Origin of the sequence: Streptomyces sp. NPDC052036, assembly GCF_040680495.1 — a bacterium.
Lineage (GTDB): Bacteria > Actinomycetota > Actinomycetes > Streptomycetales > Streptomycetaceae > Streptomyces.
This window is the reverse complement of sequence record NZ_JBFAWW010000044.1, coordinates 34,469-52,194: the sequence shown is the minus strand read 5'-3', so window position 1 is coordinate 52,194 and position 17,726 is coordinate 34,469. Positions and strand designations below refer to the sequence as shown.

Genomic DNA, 17,726 nt, shown 5'->3' with positions numbered 1-17,726 from the left:
CGGGCAGTTCCGCGAAATGGTCACCAGGCGATCGGCAATGGCGTGCCTGACCTTGCGCGACATGCCCACGGCGGCAAACGTTAGCGAGCGGTTCCGGGAATCCGCCCACGGCGCTGTAATCGCGCGTCCCGCTCCGCTGGAATTCGCCGTTACCTGCCATAGAACGGGTAATGGAGGCGCGTCCGTAGGGTGTGCGCGTGGACCGAGGGAGAACCATGCAGCGACCTGTCAACGTACTCGGTATCGGTGGTTCGACCCGGCCGGGCTCGACCGCCGAGCGGGCCCTGCGCGCGACGCTGGCCGCCGCGGAACGCCTCGGCGCGACCGTCACGGTCATCGCCGGCGCCGACCTGATGATGCCGCTCTACGACCAGGCCGAGGCGGTGTCGCCGGCCGCCCGGCGGCTCCTGGCCGCGCTGGCCCGGGCGGACGGCGTGGTGATCGCCAGTCCCGCCTATCACGGCAGCACGTCCGGACTGCTGAAGAACGCCTTGGACCACATCGAGGAACTGCGCACCGACGAACGCCCCTACCTCAGTGGGCGTGCCGTGGGCTGTGTGACCGTGGCGCAGGGCTGGCAGAGCGGCGTGTCCACTCTGGGCGCCCTGCGGACGATCGTGCACGCGCTACGGGGCTGGCCGACACCGATGGGCGTGGTCGTGAACACCTCGGCGACGGGCTTCACGTCGGACGGCCGCTGCGCCGATCCCCGACTGCAGGAGCAGATGGAGACGATGGCACGGCAGGTAGTGGAGTTCGCCCGGATGTACGCCGGTGGCGACGCGACACCTGACGACGCCGAGCCGGCGGTCCTCGGCGGCCTGGTCGGGCCGCAGACCGCACGGTGACCGCGTTCTCGGCACATCCTCTCCGGCAGTGCCGACCCGACTTGCCTGGCATGGTGGTCGATTGACGGTGCGCCGGGATGCGGGTGTGCTCGCCGGGTCACCGCCCGGTGCCGTCTCCCGGAGCCGCGCCGGGGCGTTCGCGGGATCGCACCACGCCGGAGGTTCTACGACGACGGCCGCCGCCCCACGCCGGAGGCTCTACGACAACGGCCGCCGCCCCACGCCGGAAGCGGCCCACTCCCCCGGCACGCACGGGTGGAGGGCGTCCGCCCGGCAGACCGCATCGGTCTGCCGGGCGGTGGTGCATGCCCGGCTCAGGCCGCAGCTGCGGCCCCCTTCAGCCGGACCTCCAGCCTCCGCACAAGCCGCTCCAACCGGGCGAGCCCCCGTGCCACGGGCCCGTCCGGCGCCAAAGCCCACGGGTCTCTTCTGCCGTGCTGCTTCCTCTGGCGGTCCGCCCAGGCCGCGAACACGAGCCGCCGGGCGGCCCGTCGAGCGTGCGGAATGCGCGCGTACACCACGCGTCCGACCAGCTCGTGCCAGAAGGCGTACTGGACATCGCCTTCGTGCCTGCTCTGCTCCACCCTGACCAGCACGCCGCGGTGCGCGAGGTCCTCCAGTACCGCGGCGGCCGTGTCCCTGCCGCACCGCCGCATCGCCGCCACCGCGTCCGCGTTGACGGTGCCTCCTGCCACGGCCATGTCCTCCAGGACCGCTCGGGCGTCGCTCGGCAGTTCGTCCAGCCGGGCGGCGATCACCCGCCGGACCACCGCCGGCACGAGACTTGCCGTGGCCTCGGCCGGGCCCTGGGCGGGTGCAACGGGATCGGGACGGATCCGGTCCGCGAGCGACCGTACGAACTCCGCTGCGAACAAGGGGCTTCCGTCGGCCAGCGACACCATGGTCTGGGACAGCTCGTGGATGAGTTCCCTCTCCACGGTCCCCACCGCGGACTCCGGCCCGGTACGTATCCCGTGAGCGTCGAGCAGCAGCCGCACCTGCTGCGCCACCACGGTGTCGGGCAGACGCGTGAGCGGGATGGTCACCACGGCGCTTCCTGACGAGCTCCACCGAGGCCGGCGCTCGAACAGTTCCGGCCTCGCCCCGCCGAGCACGAACAGCCGGGACCGGACGGACGCATCGGTCTGCCGGTCGACGAAGTCCAGCAGTGTCTCGTCGGCGGCGTGCAGATCGTCGATGACCAGCAGCACGGGTCGTTCCGCGGCGAACCGCTCCAGGAACCGCAACCATGCCGCCAGAACCTCACCGAGCGCCGCCGTGGGGTCGAAACCGTGGACGCCCGCGATGAGCACCAGCAGCTGGGAGAACATCCAGTCGGCCTCCTCCGCGGTGCCCGCCGTCCGCCGGACGGCCGCCCAAAGCTTCTCCCTCGCCTGCTCCGGCTGGTCGTGCGGCACGATGCCGCAGCAGCGCGACAACTCCTCCGCCACGACGGCCAACGGGCTGTCATCGACCTGGCAGGGGAATAGATGCGCCACGAAGGGGCCGGCCTCGCCGTCGCGTCGGCGGACCACCTTCTCGAACTCACTGATCAGATGGCTCTTGCCCAGGCCCGGCTCGCCGACCACCAACGCGATGGGCGGACGCTGTCCGGGGCCCGCCCGGTCCAGCAGGCCGAGCAGCACGTCAAGGTCCCGCCCGCGGTCGAGCAGCGGCACGCCGTGGTCCTGCGGGCTCGCGGGACGGACGCCCGCCACGGCCCACAGGGCGGACGACACACGAGCCCGCTGGTAGTCGATCCTCGATGTGGTGTGCCTGCGGACGTCGTCGCCGACCCACACCTCGTCGGTCGGTACGAGCGGCAGCATGGAGTGGCATCTGTCCAACGCGGTCCCGGTCGCCGACGGCGGGCTGTCCTCGTCGGATGCGTACCGGACGAGTGCCTCCCCGGTGTCCACCGCCGCTCGTACGCCGACGCCGAGCAGCGCGGGGTGCGGGCGGCCGAAGCGGTGCCGGATCGCCAGTGCGGTCAGCACGGCCCGCATGGCATCGTTGTCGCGGCTGCGCGGCGCGCCGAAGATCAGCAGCCACAGCGATCCGACCTTGGCCGCGACGGTCCCCCCGAAGCGGTGCGCCTCGGCCGTGACCACCTCGTTCACCGTCTCCATCGCCGTGTCGACATGCTCGGGGTCGGGGCGTCCGCCCTCCGCGTCGATCGTGGCGCGGAGCAGTACCACACTGACCTCCCTGCGTTCCCGCACGGGGGCTCGGAGGTCGGGCGTGGTGGTCGGTGCGGACAAAGGCTCGTCCCGGGAACCTGCGAGTGGCCGCGAGCCGAGCGGCTCCGCCGCCCCCGGCGTCCGGGCGCGTGCCGAGGCCGGCACGTACAGCAGTGCCGGGTCGTGGGTGAGGATCGCCTGCTGGCGATCGCGCAGTTCGCGGCCCGGCTCAAGGCCGAGGTCCGAGATCAGCGACGTCCTGGCCCTGGCATAGGTGCTCAGCGCGTCGGCCTGCCGCCCGCTCCGGTACAGCGCGAGCATGAGCTGCCCGAGCAGTCGTTCGCGCCGCGGCTCGGCGCAGACCGTCGCCTGGAGTTCGGGCAGCACCACGTCGTGGTGACCCAGCGCGAGTTCGGCTTCGAAATAGTCTTCCAGCACGTCGAGGCGCGTGTTCTGAATGGCCTTCAGTTCCGGCCAGGGCACACCGGTTTCCGCCAGGTCGGCCAGCACGGGGCCTCGCCACAGGGCGAGCGCGTCGCGGCGTAGCGCCGATGCCGCATCCGGCGCGCCGCGTTCCATCTCCGCGCGTCCCTCCGCCACCAGCGCCCGGAAGCGGTACAGATCCACCGTCTGCGGCTCGATCCGCAGCATGTAGCCGGGTGTACGGGTGAGCAGTGCCACCGAACCGTCGGTCGTCTGCTCGCCCTCGTCCGACTCCAGGAGCCGACGTAATCGCCACACCGCGTTCTGGACCACCTTGCGGGCCGAGGCCGGTGCGGGTCCGTCCCATAACGCGGCGATCAGCTTGCTCGTGGCCACGGCCTCGTTCGCGTGGAGGAGCAGATACCCCAGAGCGGCCCGCTGCTTTATTCCGCCAAGGTTGATCTCGCTGCCCCGCCGGACGACCTCGAGCGGCCCCAATACCTTGAACTGAATCCGCCCGTTCATCGCATCTCCAGGGAGTCCATCGAGTAACCGGTCACTGCGGCAGGCGAGTTCAACGCCGGGGAATGAGTGAGAATGTCCTGCTCCAGCCTTCGTAGTTCCCGGCTGGGAAGGACCCCAGAACCATCGACGATCGCGGCCTGGGCGTGCCGGTACACCTCCAGCGCGTCGGCCTGTCTGCCGCTTTGGTACAGCGCGAGCATGAGCAGCGCGAAAAGCCGCTCCCGTGCGGGTTCGATGTCGGCGACGACGTTCAGCTCGGCGATCACGTCCCGGTGGCGCCCGAGCATCAGATCGGCGGTGAACCTGCCTTCGAGCGCGGCCCACCTCGCCTCCCGCAGCGGGGTCAACTCGGGCCATTCCACGCCGGCCTCGATCAGATCCGCCAGCGCCTCTCCCCGCCACAGTCCCAGGGCGTCGCGCAGGGTACGTGCTGCCTGTTCCCACAGGCCGTCCGCCAGTTCCTGCCGGCCGTGCTTGACGAGTCGAGCATGGCGGGACAGGTCGACGTGTTCCGACGGCACCTGCAGCAGGTAGCCGCCACGACTGGTCGTCAGCGAGCACGACGGGCCGTACGAGCGCTCCCCGGTCGACAGCATCCTGCGCAGTCCGGACACGGCGTTCTGGAGGATCTTTCGAGCGGTGGCCGGCTCGTCCCAGTTCCACAGCGCGCTGATGAGTCTGCTCGTGGAGACCGGCGTGTTGGCGTGCAACAGCAGAAAACCTAATGCGGCACGCTGATTCACGCCACCCAACCGTAAGGGGACGCCGTTGCGTACTACTTCTAAAGGACCCAGCAGATTGAACTTCACGGCACTACTTCCCGTCTTGAATTCCACCGCCCTGCCCCGGCAAGTCAACCGAGGTCGACCCGGAACACTTTGGACGCCGGGGAAGGTAGATCTTCAGGTATGGCGTACCAATATGCAGGTGAGATCGAATTGTTGAGCAAGATGGGAAAGTCTGGAACTTCTGATATCCGGCGACCGCGGTCGGTCCGCCACGAAGCCAGGCGAAGTCGGGTTGAGAAGTGAACGTGACCGTCGGGCAAACGGCTCTGTCTGCCAGAAACGTCACTCGCCGGCGCCTGCACGCCCGTCCGGGCTCGGTGTCTCCACCGCACCCCCGCGCCCGAGACCGGCGGCGGGCCGTCAGCCCCGACCCGGGGCGTTCACACGGGTGTTCTGGAAGGACTCGACGCGCCGCCCTTCAGTGCGGCACCCCCTGCACAGCAGGGTCACCTTGCGGCCGGAACCCCCACTCCCGGTCGGCGCACGCATTCGGGCCGCTCGCGATGCGCGGACCCCAAGGTCCGGCATCCGGTGAAGCTCATGCCGAAGACCGTGGCCCGCTCGGCACCCTCGGTGCGGCGCTCAGCACAGCCCGCTGAATCTCCCCGGTTCCAGACGGGAGCGGCCTTCTCCGGCACATCCAGGACGAGCTCTCCATCGGTCGTTCATGATCCACACCCCATCCCGAACGCCATTCCGCCTTACGAACATAGTTCTAAGCGACGAACAGCGTTCGTGTCCAGTGCGGGATTCGTTACACTCAGTCAGATCGGAGGTGATCAAGTGGAGACACCTAGGTCCGCCTGGAACCGCGAACCACGTGCAGTCAAACGGCTGTCCCGGGAACTCATTGTCAACACCGCGTTGGAAATTCTGGCAACGGAAGGCATGGAAGCCGTTAACATGCGGCGCGTTGCCCAGGCTCTCGAGACGGGCGCTGCCTCGCTTTACGCGCACGTATCCAACAAGACCGAGCTGAGCGAGCTCATGCTGGACCGAGTCCTGGAGATGGCACCGGTACCCGATCCCGACCCGCAGCGGTGGACCGAGCAGATCTCCGAAGTCCTGCGAAACCAAGTCCGGGTCATGACCGCTTATCCGGGCATCGCCCGGGTGAGGTGCCAGACCATCACCCCGGTCGGGCCGAACGACCTGCTGCAGGCCGAGAGGATGATCGCCATCCTGCGGGCGGGCGGACTGTCCATCCGGCAGGCGGCCCAGGCCACCGACATGCTCTGCCTCTACACCCGGGCCTTCGCCTACGCGATGAGCATGTGGACCTTCGACACCATCGACCGCAGCGAAGACGACGTCCCGTCCCAGCGTGAGCAGGAGATACGGGAGTACATGAACGCATTCCCCGCCGAGTTCCCCAACATGCTGCAGACTTCTGAGCTGTTCAGCGCCGAGACCGCTCCTGAACGATTCGATCTCGCCGTCGAGATGTTCGTCGCCGGCCTCACCTATCTCGCGGCGCGCAACGCCGGCCGCCCCGCAGACAACCGTCCCACTCAGACAAGCCGGTGACTTCGTGACGAAATCCAAGTGGCTGTAAAGGCTACGGGCGGCGCAATCGCCCGGACGACTGCACGGTCGACACGGGGAGACACACGCCCGTTTCCTGTGACCGCGGTGCCCGATCCGTGCCCGTTTTCCGGCACGTACCGTCGTTCAGACGCTGGGCGGAAGGGCCTTTCGCGGGCGGACAGGGAATCCGGCGCTCTGGTAGCACTCGTCGATGAGCCGCATGGTGGTCAGCGCGTCCCCGGCGTCGAGCGCCGGCGGTACACCGCGGCGCAGACGCGCGGTGAAGGCGTCGAGCTGGTAGGCGTACGAGGACCGCCGGCCGAGTTCCTCGGTGCGCTCACCGGCGGCTGTGCGCACCACCACCCGGTCGTCCCGGTGGGGTTGCACGAAGTTCACAGCCGTGACCTCCCCATGCGTGCCGACGATGCGGCAGCTCATCTGCCCCGTGTGGTACGCCATATGGCAGCGGGCGGTACCACTGGCGCCGCCCGGGAACTCCAGGTCGGCGTAGAGCCACTCGTCGACGCCCGGCGCCCCGTCCCGCTCCCCGCCGCGTGCGGCGACGAGCCGCGGGACACCACCGGCCCAGGGAGCGAGCATCCGCAGCGCGTGCAGGCTGTAGCACCCGAGATCCATGAGCGCGCCACCGGCGAGCGGAAGCGACCAGCGGATGTCGTCCGCCGCGGGTGCCGGTATGGCGACCATGGCCTCGACGTGCCGGAGGTCGCCCAGTTCCCCGCTGTCGAGCAGCTCGTGCAGCCGCCGGGTCACCGGATGGAAGAGGTAGTGGAAGCCCTCCATGAACACGGTGCCGGCCTTGGCTGCGGCCTCGCGCACCTCGGCCGCCTCCTCCGCGTTGCTCGCGGACGGTTTCTCGGTGAGGACGTGCTTGCCGGCCTGGAGCGCGGCCAGGTTCCACGGCCCGTGCAGGCCGTTGGCCAATGGGTTGTAGACGACCTCGACCTCCGGGTCGGCGACCAGATCGGCATAGGAGTCCACCACACGCTCGACGCCGTGCCGGGCGGCGAAGGCCCCGGCCCGGTCTCGGTCGCGGGCGGCCACTGCCACGAGGCGGTGGCCGCCCGCACGGGCCGGCCCCACGAGGGCCAGTTCGGTGATCCGGGCGGCGCCCAGGACCCCGATCCGCAGCGGTTCGTCCGTCATCCCCTGCGCACCTCGTCGAGCCGTACGGGCCGGTGCTCGCGCAGCGACAGGGTGCATGCCTCGGCGATCCAGCTCGCCTCGACGGCGTCGGCCACCGTGCAGGGCGACGGGCGGATACCGGCGACGACCTCGGTGAACGCGGTGAGCTCGGCGCGGTAGGCAGCGGCGAAGCGGTCCATGAAGGACATGTGCGGCTTCCCGGCCGGGAATGCGGCGCCCGGTTCCACGGAACGCAGCGGCAGTCTGTCCTCCAGGCCCACCGCGATGCTGTCCTTCATACCGTGCAGTTCCAGGCGGGCGTCGTAACCACGGGGGTTGTGGCGGGAGTTGGAGATGACCGCGATGGTGCCGTCGTCGAGCGTGAGCAGCGCGGACGCCGTGTCGACGTCGCCCGCCTCACGGATGTGATCCGCGCCGCCGTTGCCGCCGGTCGCGTACACCTCGACCACCTCGCGGCGCGTCACCCAGCGCACGATGTCGAAGTCGTGCACGCTGCAGTCGTGGAAGATGCCGCCTGAGACGGCTACATAGGCGGGCGGCGGTGGCGCGGGGTCCAGCGTGGTCGACCGTACGGTGTGCAGCTTGCCGAGTTCACCGCTCGCCACGGCCCGGCGGGCGGCCACACAGCCCGCATCGAAGCGCCTGTTGTACCCGATGTGCACCTCGACGCCGCCGCCGTCCACCGCACGCAGCACCTCCAGGCTCTCGTCGACGCCGCGGGCCACCGGCTTCTCGCAGAAGACCGGGATCCCCGCTTTGACCGCCGCGAGGACGAGATGCGGGTGCGCGTCGGTCGCGGCGGCGATCACGACGCCGTCGACGGCGGCGGCGAACACGGCCTCGGGGGTGTCCACGACGGTGGCCCCGAACCGCTCGGCGGCGGAAGCGGCTGACGCGGCCACCGGGTCGGTGACCACGAGGGAGTCCACCACCTCCAGCCCGGCGAGAGTCTCCGCGTGGAATGCTCCTATGCGGCCCAGCCCCATGATGCCCAAACGCATGAATCGTGCTCCTTCAGCCCGAGGTGGGCGGCTCAGTCCTGGCCGCCGAGGATGTTCTGGTCCCAGTCGATGACCGAGCCGGTCACCACGCCGCTGCGGTCGGAGAGCAGGAGGACGACGAAGTCGGCGATCTCGTCGACCTGCCCGAGCTTGCCCATGGGCAGTGATCCGGCGGCCTTCTCCCGCCAGTCGTCGCCCGCGTCATGGAAGGCACGCTGTGTCGCGTCCTCGCCCTCGGTGTCCGTCCAGCCGATGTTGAGCCCGTTGATCCGAATGCGGTCCCAGCGGTGGGCGTGGGCTGCGTTGCGGGTCAGTCCGGCCAGTCCGGCCTTGGCCGCGGAGTAGGGCGCGAGGTGGGGCGGTCCGCCGTGGGCGCAGTTGGAGATGATGTTGACGATGGTGCCCGGAGCCTTGCGGGCCGTCATGTCGGCCACCGCCGCCTGCATCGCGAAGAACGGTGCACGCAGATTGATCGCCATGTGCTGGTCGAACAACTCCGGCGTGGTGTCCAGCAGCGAGCCGCGCGAGGTCAGTCCGGCGGCGTTGACCAGACAGTCGATGCGGCCGTACGCATCGACGGTCCGTACGACGGACTCGCGCGCCTGTGCCGGATCGGCGAGGTCCGCCCGCTCGAAGTGCGCACCCGTGTCCCCGGCGAGTCTCTCGCCCGGTTCGGCCCGGCGGCCGGTGACCACGACGGTCGCGCCCTCCCGTACGGCCGCCCGCACGATGCCGGCTCCTACGCCCTGGCTGCCGCCGTTGACCAGGACGACCTTGTCCTCAAGAAGTCCCATGTGCGCTGTGTCCCTTTCGGCTGTGGCGGCGCTCGGTGCCGGCCCGCAGTTCCTGACGCAGCCGCTCGGGCATCCAGCCCTCGGCCACGGCCTGCCATACGGTGTCCGCCTGGGAGCGAGGTGCCAGACCGTCCACCGGGGGGTCGAGGTCCAGGTTGGTGGGGAAGGGGTAGCCCTCGGCGGTGGCTGCGATCACGCGGCGCAGCCAGTCCTCCGAGGCGCCGTCCGCCTTGCGGCGCAGCAGCACCGGGAAGAGCGCGTTCGCCATCGCCTCGCGTTCCACCGTCTCCATCGCGCGCCCGAAGGCGGAGGAGATCTGCAACAGGTTGGCCATGCGCCGGATGCCGGCCGAGCGGTTGTGCCCGGCGGCGTGGAACAGCGCGGGGTTGAAGAACGCCGCATCACCCTTGTCGAGCGGGAGTTGGACGTGATGGGTGTCGAAGTACGCGACGAACTGCGGGAGTCGCCAGGCGAGGTAGCCGGGCTCGTACTTCTGCGAGTGCGGCAGGTACAGCGTGGGGCCGGACTCGACGGGCATGTCGCAGTGGGCCACCGCACCTTGCAGGGTCAGCACGGGGGAAAGGCGGTGGACGTGCGCAGGGTAGGCCGAGGCGCGGTCCTGGCCGAGGAAACCGAGGTGATAGTCGCGGTGCACACTCTGCGCGGCGCCGCCCGGATTGACGACGTTGACCTGTGAGGTCACCTGGTAGGCGGGGCCGAGCCAGGCCTCGGCGATCAGCGCCAGGACGTCGTTGGCGTAGTAGTCGGCGAACACCTCCGGAGCCCGCAGGGCCAACTTGTCCAGGGCGTTCCACACCCGGTCGTTGGCGCCTGGCGCGGCGAAGTGGTCACCGCGGGCGGCGCCGCCGGCGCGCTGCTCCTCGATCAGCGCGTCGTAGGCCTCGGATGCCCGGTCCACGACGGCCGCGTCGGCGAAGGCGCCTTTGAGGACCACGATGCCGGGTCCGTCGAGCAGGGCCCGGACCAGTTCGCTCTGCACCTCCCGGCGGTCCTCGGCGGTGGCCGTGAGGTGACGGAGCCGGCTGCTGTCGTAAAGCAGCACGTTCTGCTGCACCTGTTCGGCCGAGGGGTAGTCGCCGGCGTGGGTCTGTTCCTCGACGAGTGATCGGAACGCATCGAGATCACAGTCGGCCTCGGTCAGCCAAGTCCGCTGTCCTGCGGCTGTGGTGGACATCCTGGGGTCCTTTCTCGGCTCTCGCTCTTCTGTCAGTCTTGAGAACCCGAACCCATCAATCAATGCTCGGCAACACATCAAAAATCCATCATCATCGTTTGGGATCCGTCATGCGACACCCCTATCCGATCAGGGAAATCGCCCGTCAGGCCGGGTTGAGCACGGCCACGGTCGACCGTGTGCTGAACCGTCGGGGCAACGTCCGGGAGAGCACGATCAGGGAGGTGCAGGAAGCCATCAAGGACCTGGACCGTCAGCAGACCCAGGTCCGTATCGGCAGCCGCACCTTCATGATCGACATCGTGATGCAGACACCGGAGCGGTTCTCCACCGCGGTCCGCGAGGCGCTCGAAGCGGAATTGCCCTCCCTGCAACCCGCCGTCGTACGTTCGCGCTCCCACTTCCGCGAGAGCTGTCCGCCCGGCGAACTGATCGGAACGCTGGACAAGATCGCCAAGCGCGGTTCGCAGGGCGTGATCCTCAAGGCGCCCGACGTGCCGGAGATCGCAGCCGCCGTCGGGCGACTGGTCGCGGCGGACATCCCGGTCGTCACGCTGGTGACCGACCTGCCCCACAGCGCGCGTCTGGCGTACGTCGGCATCGACAACCGTGCGGCGGGCGCCACCGCCGCATACCTCCTCCAACAGTGGCTCGGCGACCGGCCCGGGAACGTGCTCACCACCATCAGCCGGGGCTCCTTCCGCGGCGAGGAAGAGCGCGACATGGGCTTTCGCGGCGCGATGCGCCTCACGGACCCCAGGCGTTCCCTGGTGGAGGTCACCGACAGCGACGGCCTGGACGCCACCCAGCGCGATCTGGTTCTCGAGGCGCTCCAGCGCGACGAGGAGATCGTCGCGGTCTATTCCATGGGCGGCGGCAACCTCGCCACCCTGGACGCGTTCGACGCCCTGGGCAGGTCGTGTGCCGTGTTCGTCGCCCACGACCTCGACCACGACAACACACGCCTGCTCAGCGAGCGCCGAATCTCCGCAGTCCTTCACCACGACCTGCGCCAGGACATGCGCCGCGCCTGCCAGACCATCATGCGGGCGAACAAGGCACTGCCGGACGACGGTCCGCCCCTCCCCTCGGCGATCCAGGTGGTCACGCCGTTCAACCTGCCACCCGACGTTCCGCCGGTGCCGCTCATGGCGTGACGCCCAGCCCGATCGCACCCGATCGCCCCCAAATGAAACAGGACGAAACAGACTTCGCCGATCCACGTGTTCAGCACGCACTGCCGCAAGACCAGTGACTCGGTATGAAAAGACGAGCATTTCAAGCCCCCTACCGGGACCACGATGAATACTCTTAGTATTCACGCGACTACTCCGAGCAACCATTCTGGGGTTCGTCGCGGTCTCTCGGCGCCGAGGCCAGACCTTGTCCGCACCACGTCCCACCTGACCTGATGAGGGTTCGACATGCCTCGATTCCGCGCACGGCTGGCAGCCATGACAGCCGCCGCAGCTCTCTGCCTTCTCAACTGCACCACCGCCTCCACCCACGCAGAAGCCGCAGGCTCCCTGCGATGGGTCGCGCTCGGCGACTCGTACACGGCCGGCGTCATCCACGCCACAGGGCCCACCTTCGAGCAGCCGCGAGACGGCTGCCAGCGCACCACCGGTTCCTACCCGGAGGTCATCAAGCGGCACCTGGGCCCTCAGATCGATCTGCGCAACGTCAGCTGCGGCAACGCGACCATCGCCGAGGTGACGCACAACCGGCAGACCCCCATCGGGTACCAGCTGCACATCCCCGGCGTCGTCGACATCCACGACCCCGACTACCCGTTCGACCCGGTCGCCCCGCAGGTCGACGCCCTGGACCCCGACACCGACGTCGTGACCGTGGGCGTCGGCGGCAACAGCCTCGGCTTCGGCGAGATCCTGGGCAAGTGCGTCTCCCTCGGTCCCACCGGAGGTATCGGCTCCAGCCCCTGCAAGGACTACTACACCTCGGGCACCACGGAGACCATCGAGGACCGGCTCCAGCATGTCGCCCACGAGTACGACGTCATGCTCACCGCCATCCACCACCGGGCGCCGTTCGCCAGAGTGGTGACCGTCGGCTACCCGGCAGTCATCCCCGACAACGCCGCCAACTGCCTCTACGGCAACCTCCTGCAGTTCGCCACCATCCGGCACGCCGACCTCAACTGGCTGCGGGACTCCGTGCTCCAGCCGCTCAACGCCGCAATTCACAGCGAGTCCGGCAAGCACGGCGACACCTACGTGGACGTCTACACCTCCAGCAAGGGCCACAGCGTGTGCGCCGGCGGACAGGACAAGTGGATCGAAGGGATCAAGGAACGCCTGGGCGACGACGACAACCCCAACACCTGGGCACTCGTCCACCCCAACAGCCGCGGCCATGCCAACGCCGCCGCCCGCGTCGAGGACGCCATCCTGGGCGGCTGACCGCCATGGCCGGACACGGGGCGACGAGCCCGTCCCGCGCGTCCTGACACACCTCCAGCAGACGGAAAGGTCCGCCGCAGCCCTCTGCGGCGGACCTCGCAGATCGCTGAGGCGCTTTCAGGAGCGTGAAAAAACAGCCAAGTTGGGCAAGAGCGCCGGCCTGGGGCTCATCAACGCTTCAACAATTCTCTAAGATCGTGGCATGGGAATTCTCATACCCCGGCTCGCCCCGACACTCGTGTGCGTGCTGGCCTTCGCCGTGATCTTCGTTTCCTTCACCAAGATCCTTCTGCCCCGGATCAACAAGGTCCTGGCCGAACGGCAGGACGCTGTCGACGGTCAGCGGGAACGGGCTGAGCGGACGGCGACCGAGGCCGGTGAAGTGCTCGCCAAGTACCGCGAGGAACTGGCTGAAGCTCGGCATGAGGCGGCTCGCCTGCGCCAAGAGGCTCTGGAGCAGGGCACGCAACTGATCGCTGAGATTCGCGCCGAGGGCCTGCGGGAACGCGAGGAGATGATCGCGGAGGCTCAGGCGCGGCTCGCGGCCGACCGCGTGATCGCGGCAACAGAGCTTCGAGGTGTCGTCGTGACGCTGGCCACGGAGCTGGCCGGCCGGATAGTTGGCGAGCCGATCGACAGTTTCGCCCACGAAAGCGACCTCGTGGACCGCTACTTCACGGACCTTGATGCGCGGAACGCGGCAGGCTTGCCATAGTCCTCAAGGTTTCTCCGTGAGGAGGGCCATTCGTCGCCTCGCAGGCGGGCGTGGAGGTGTTCATCGTGCCACCCGTCCGCATGCAGCAGGGTGCTTCGCATGGTGCCTTCCAGGGCGAACCCGGACGTCCGGCTACCGACCGAACCCCCACGACTCACGAGGGCGCCGCATAACAGCGGATGTCCACCATCTGGTGCGGGCCCCACTGCTGCTCGACTGTGGCCATCAGCTCCCAGCCCAGCCGCTCATACAGGGCTACCGCGGCAGTATCGGATGCGACAACGTCGAGCACCGGATGCAGGCCCCGACGCCGCGCTTCCTTCACTGCTCGGCCGATGAGCAGTGCACCGATCCGATGTCCCCTCGCCTGCGGGGCAACGAACAGCCTGCTGACCACGGCGGTCGCACCCCGCGTCGCCCCGCTCCGCTCACGCCACAGCTTCGGGGCCAGGTCGCCCTCACCGCCCTGCGACAGACTGACATGCCCAACGAGGCGGCCTTCGAGTTCGGCGACCCAAGAGCCCAGCATGGGGCCGTACGACAGCCATTCGCCGGGCCGCTCGGGCCAGTTCACCGGATAGCCGTCACGCCGATGGACTTCCGTGAGAACGCGCACGCACTCCTCGACATCGCCATCGGCCCTCCGCCGGACGAGGGTGCTCGGCCTCTCCTCAGGTACGCCAAGGCTCTCGATGTTCACTACGAAATGAAAACACAGGCCACAAGGTCACAACCAATCACTTTCGAGGCGGCGCCGCCTGGCAACCACTCTGAGGAGTCTCTCGGTACATGCCCCCGCGTCGGAGGTCGGTAGGCAGGGGCGTGTGACACCGGAAGATGGGAGATGTGGCATCTCCTGATTTCGATGTGGACACGTTCCTGCAGCGGCCGCTCACCGCTCGCATCGCGACGAGCGGGCCGACCGTGCGCCCCGTCTGGTTTCTCTGGGAAGAGGACGCCTTCTGGATTCTGACGGGTCCGTGGGCCCGGCTGTTCGACCGCGTGAAGGAGGACGCGAGCGTCGCCCTCGTGGTGGACGAATGCGATCTCGCCTCGGGGCGTGTTCGGCAGGTGATCGCTCGGGGGCGGGCCGAGCTCGTGCCCTTCGATGTGCCGAGGGGACGGCGTAAGCTCGCGCGCTATCCGCTGTCGTACAGCCCGCGCGCCTCGGGACGCCCTGGCGCACCCAGCCCCACGCGACCAGATCGGCACCGGAGAACCACAGCCGACGCCGCCAGCTCTCGCCGTAGCCGGCGTGCCCTTTGCCCCAGTTCCAAGCCAGCTCTCCTTATGTCGCGTCGCTGTTCACCAGCTCGGGACGGACGGCAGTGACCCGCTGCGGCAGGCCCTGCACGAGCTGCACGTCCGCAGCGGTCACGAGCTCGGGGTCATCCATGGTGCGCCACTGTGCCGGGGCTCCGCGAAGCCATCGAACCATTTTCCAAGGGTCGCGGATCACAGCAGCCGGCGGCGCAACGCCCGAAGCGCAGCATGGTGGCCGCCGCTTGTGCGGTCGCCGACCGTGCACCTTCTTCAGGGCTAACCACGAAGGCGGGACATGGTGGGGTCGAACAGGGGCTCCTCGGCCACGGCGGCCTCGATGCGCTGGTCGAAGTAGCCGATGTGCACGGTGGTTCCGGGGGCGGCCAGCTCCGCCGGGAGCCAGGCGTAGGCGATGCCCTTGCCGATGGTGTAGCCGTAGGCCGCGCTGGTGACGTAGCCGACGGCACGGTCGCCGTCGTACACCGGCTCCTTGCCCATCACCACCGCGCGCGGATCGTCGATGGTGAGGCAGCTCAGCCTGCGGCGCACGTCGGTCCTGCGGCGCTCCAGTGCGGCCTTGCCGATGAAGTCGCCCTTGTCGAGCTTGACGGCGAAGCCGACGCCCGCCTCGTAGGGGTCGTGCTCATAGGTCATGTCGGTGCCGAAGGAGCGGTAGCCCTTCTCCAGGCGGAGGCTGTTGAAGGCGCCGCGCCCGGCGATGATGCCGCCCAGCGGCTCGGCCGCGGCCCAGAGGGTGTCCCACAGCTTCTGACCCAGGTCGGCGGTGGTGTACAGCTCCCAGCCGAGCTCGCCGACGTAGCTAAGGCGCATGGCGGTCACCGGGACACTGCCGATGTGGGCGCGCTGGGCGCGGAAGTACTTCAGGCCGTCCTTGGAGAAGTCCTCGTCGGTCAGGGGCTGGAGGACCTCGCGGGCGAGCGGGCCCCACAGGCCGATGCAGCAGGTGCCGGCGGTGATGTCGCGGACCTGAACGGTTCCGTCGGCGGGCAGGTGGCGGGTGAGCCAGTCGAGGTCGAGGTTGCCGTTGGCGCCGATCTGGAAGAGGCCGGGGGCCAGGCGGGCGACGGTGATGTCGCTGCGGATGCCGCCGTCGTGATCCAGGAGCAGGGTGTACGTCACCGAGCCGACGGACTTGGCGACCTTGCCGGTGACCAGCCGCTCCAGGAAGTCGGCGGCACCGGGGCCGCTGACCTCCAGGCGCTTGAGGGCGGTCATGTCGTACAGGGCGACGGTCTCGCGGGTGACCTGGGCCTCGGCGCCGACGACGGGCGACCAGTAGCGGGCGGCCCAGTCGTTGGGGGTGGGGATCGTGCGGCCCTCGACCAGGGACGCGTTGGCCTCGTACCACTGGGGGCGCTCCCAGCCGTTCGCCTCCAGGAAGAATGCGCCGTGTTCTCGCTGGCGGGCGTGGAAGGGGCTGGTGCGGATCGGGCGCGGCTTCCCGGCCGGCTGGAGGGGGTGGAGGATGTCGTAGACCTCCACGAAGTTCTGGCAGTCGCGGGCCAGGACGTATTCCGGGGAGAGCTGGTGCGGCTCGAAGCGGTTGACGTCGCACTCGTGCAGGTCGAAGGAGGAGCAGTGGCCGTCGACCAGCCATTCGGCGACGGCCCGGCCGACGCCCGCGGAGTGGGTGACCCACACGGCCTCGGCGACCCAGAAGCCCTTGACGTCCGGGGACTCGCCGAGCAGCGGGTAGCCGTCGGTGGTGAAGGAGAACAGGCCGTTGATGCCCTCCTCGATCTTGGCCTCGCGGGTCGCGGGGAGCAGCGACCGGGTCTCGGTCCAGGCGTCCTCGAAGTCCCCCTCGGTGAACTTCAGAACCGAGGGCATCTCCTCGGCCTCGTCCACGGAGAGGATGTCGTCGGCGGAGACGGGCATGGGGCGGTGTCCGTAGTAGCCGATGCCGAGTCCGTCGAAGCGGTCGCGGTAGTAGAGGTCGGCGTCCTGGTGGCGCAGGATCGGGCGGACCGCTTCCTGCGTCTGGCCGGCGAGGGCGGGGATCGGGCCGGTCCAGGCGAGTTGGTGGGCGAGCGGGGTGAGCGGCAGGTTCATTCCGACCATGCGGGCGATCTTCGGCCCCCAGATGCCGGCACAGCACACGACGATGTCGGCGGGGATCTGGCCCTGGTCGGTCAGCACGCCGGTGACGCGGCCCTCGCTCTGCCGCACGTCGAGGACCTCATGACGGGCGAGGAAGCGCACACCGCGCTCGGCGGCCCGGCGGATCTGGGCCTCGACGGCCAGGACGGCCTTGGCGAGGCCGTCGGTGGGGACCAGGAGACCACCGAGGACCTTGTCCCGGTCGACCAGCGGATGCCGCTCCACGCACTCGTCGGGGGTCAGCAGATGTGCCTCGATGCCCCACGCGGTGATCCAGCCGTGGCGGCGCCGGAGTTCGGCGAGGCGCTCGGGGCTCGTCGCCACTTCGAGGCCGCCGACCTGGAGGAAGCAGGGCTTGCCGTCGACGTCGAGGGAGCGGAGCTTCTCGACGGTGTAGCGCGCCAGTTCCGTCATGGTCTTCGAGGGGTTCGTCTGGAAGACCAGGCCCGGCGCGTGCGAGGAGGATCCCCCGGTGGCCGGCAGGGGTCCTTGGTCGACCACGGTCAGTTCGGTCCAGCCGCGTGCGGAGATCTCGTCCGCGAGGGCCGCTCCCACGACGCCCGCTCCGATGATGACCACTCGGGGTCCCGCCATCGCCCAACCTCCGAACTCGAGAACGGTCCAGTTGCTCTTTACGCAACTTGATTCAGGTTGTGCAACTCAATGTGCCCGTCGCCATGAAGGGTGTCAAGGGGTCGGTGACCTCGGAGAACAGCCCGGAACACGGCAACGCCCGGCGGGTGGTGCGCACCTGTGCGCACC

At 69.1% G+C, this 17,726-nt stretch carries 13 protein-coding genes and 1 pseudogene; 6 read left to right on the top strand and 8 right to left on the bottom strand.

What is annotated here, in order from left to right; all coding sequences use genetic code 11:
* The first annotated feature begins 215 nt into the window (after positions 1–215).
* The gene (locus tag AB0L95_RS36205) at positions 216–848 is read left to right on the top strand and encodes an NAD(P)H-dependent oxidoreductase (protein WP_365169615.1); all 633 of its coding nucleotides are present in this window, start codon (positions 216–218) and stop codon (positions 846–848) included.
* A gap of 314 nt (positions 849–1,162) precedes the next feature.
* Here AB0L95_RS36205 and AB0L95_RS36200 read toward each other — a convergent pair whose 3' ends face one another.
* A complete protein-coding gene (locus tag AB0L95_RS36200; RefSeq protein WP_365169612.1) occupies positions 1,163–3,976 on the bottom strand; it encodes a BTAD domain-containing putative transcriptional regulator in 2,814 nt (937 codons plus the stop codon).
* Entirely contained in the window at positions 3,973–4,719 is a 747-nt protein-coding gene (locus AB0L95_RS36195; protein ID WP_365169609.1) for an AfsR/SARP family transcriptional regulator, read from the bottom strand. The genes AB0L95_RS36200 and AB0L95_RS36195 overlap by 4 nt, the downstream gene beginning before the upstream one ends.
* A gap of 828 nt (positions 4,720–5,547) precedes the next feature.
* Here AB0L95_RS36195 and AB0L95_RS36190 point away from each other — a divergent pair.
* A complete protein-coding gene (locus AB0L95_RS36190; RefSeq protein WP_365169606.1) occupies positions 5,548–6,291 on the top strand; it encodes a TetR/AcrR family transcriptional regulator in 744 nt (247 codons plus the stop codon).
* A gap of 144 nt (positions 6,292–6,435) precedes the next feature.
* Here AB0L95_RS36190 and AB0L95_RS36185 read toward each other — a convergent pair whose 3' ends face one another.
* From AB0L95_RS36185 to AB0L95_RS36170, 4 genes are read right to left on the bottom strand one after another with little or no spacing between them, the layout of a single operon-like run.
* Positions 6,436–7,455 carry a Gfo/Idh/MocA family oxidoreductase gene (locus AB0L95_RS36185; RefSeq protein ID WP_365169603.1) on the bottom strand — a complete coding sequence of 340 codons (1,020 nt, stop codon included), beginning with the start codon at positions 7,453–7,455 and terminating at the stop codon, positions 6,436–6,438.
* A complete protein-coding gene (locus AB0L95_RS36180) occupies positions 7,452–8,456 on the bottom strand; it encodes a Gfo/Idh/MocA family oxidoreductase (protein ID WP_365169601.1) in 1,005 nt (334 codons plus the stop codon). Before AB0L95_RS36180 ends, AB0L95_RS36185 begins: the two co-directional genes overlap by 4 nt.
* Before the next feature lie 32 nt (positions 8,457–8,488).
* Positions 8,489–9,250 (bottom strand): SDR family oxidoreductase, encoded by a 762-nt coding sequence (locus tag AB0L95_RS36175; RefSeq protein ID WP_365169598.1) that lies wholly within the window; start codon positions 9,248–9,250, stop codon positions 8,489–8,491.
* Positions 9,237–10,445 carry a phytanoyl-CoA dioxygenase family protein gene (locus tag AB0L95_RS36170; RefSeq protein WP_365169595.1) on the bottom strand — a complete coding sequence of 403 codons (1,209 nt, stop codon included), beginning with the start codon at positions 10,443–10,445 and terminating at the stop codon, positions 9,237–9,239. Before AB0L95_RS36170 ends, AB0L95_RS36175 begins: the two co-directional genes overlap by 14 nt.
* Positions 10,446–10,555: 110 nt before the next feature.
* On the opposite strand from AB0L95_RS36170, the gene AB0L95_RS36165 reads away from it, so the two are divergent.
* From AB0L95_RS36165 to atpF, 3 genes are all read left to right on the top strand, one after another.
* Positions 10,556–11,602, top strand: coding sequence for a LacI family DNA-binding transcriptional regulator (locus AB0L95_RS36165; RefSeq protein WP_365169592.1), 1,047 nt, complete (start codon positions 10,556–10,558; stop codon positions 11,600–11,602).
* A 267-nt stretch (positions 11,603–11,869) separates the two neighbouring features.
* Entirely contained in the window at positions 11,870–12,865 is a 996-nt protein-coding gene (locus tag AB0L95_RS36160) for an SGNH/GDSL hydrolase family protein (protein ID WP_365169589.1), read from the top strand.
* 202 nt (positions 12,866–13,067) lie between these two features.
* Positions 13,068–13,580, top strand: coding sequence for a F0F1 ATP synthase subunit B (gene atpF, locus AB0L95_RS36155; RefSeq protein WP_365169586.1), 513 nt, complete (start codon positions 13,068–13,070; stop codon positions 13,578–13,580).
* 154 nt (positions 13,581–13,734) lie between these two features.
* Here atpF and AB0L95_RS36150 read toward each other — a convergent pair whose 3' ends face one another.
* Positions 13,735–14,196 (bottom strand): GNAT family N-acetyltransferase, encoded by a 462-nt coding sequence (locus AB0L95_RS36150; protein WP_365169630.1) that lies wholly within the window; start codon positions 14,194–14,196, stop codon positions 13,735–13,737.
* Between the two features lie 221 nt (positions 14,197–14,417).
* Between AB0L95_RS36150 and AB0L95_RS36145 the strand changes: the two are divergent.
* Positions 14,418–14,723: pseudogene (locus AB0L95_RS36145) on the top strand (pyridoxamine 5'-phosphate oxidase family protein); the annotation flags it as partial.
* A 396-nt stretch (positions 14,724–15,119) separates the two neighbouring features.
* On the opposite strand, the gene AB0L95_RS36140 reads toward AB0L95_RS36145, so the two are convergent.
* On the bottom strand, positions 15,120–17,558 hold the full coding sequence (locus AB0L95_RS36140) for an FAD-dependent oxidoreductase (protein WP_365169584.1): 2,439 nt from the start codon (positions 17,556–17,558) through the stop codon (positions 15,120–15,122).
* Positions 17,559–17,726 lie beyond the last annotated feature (168 nt).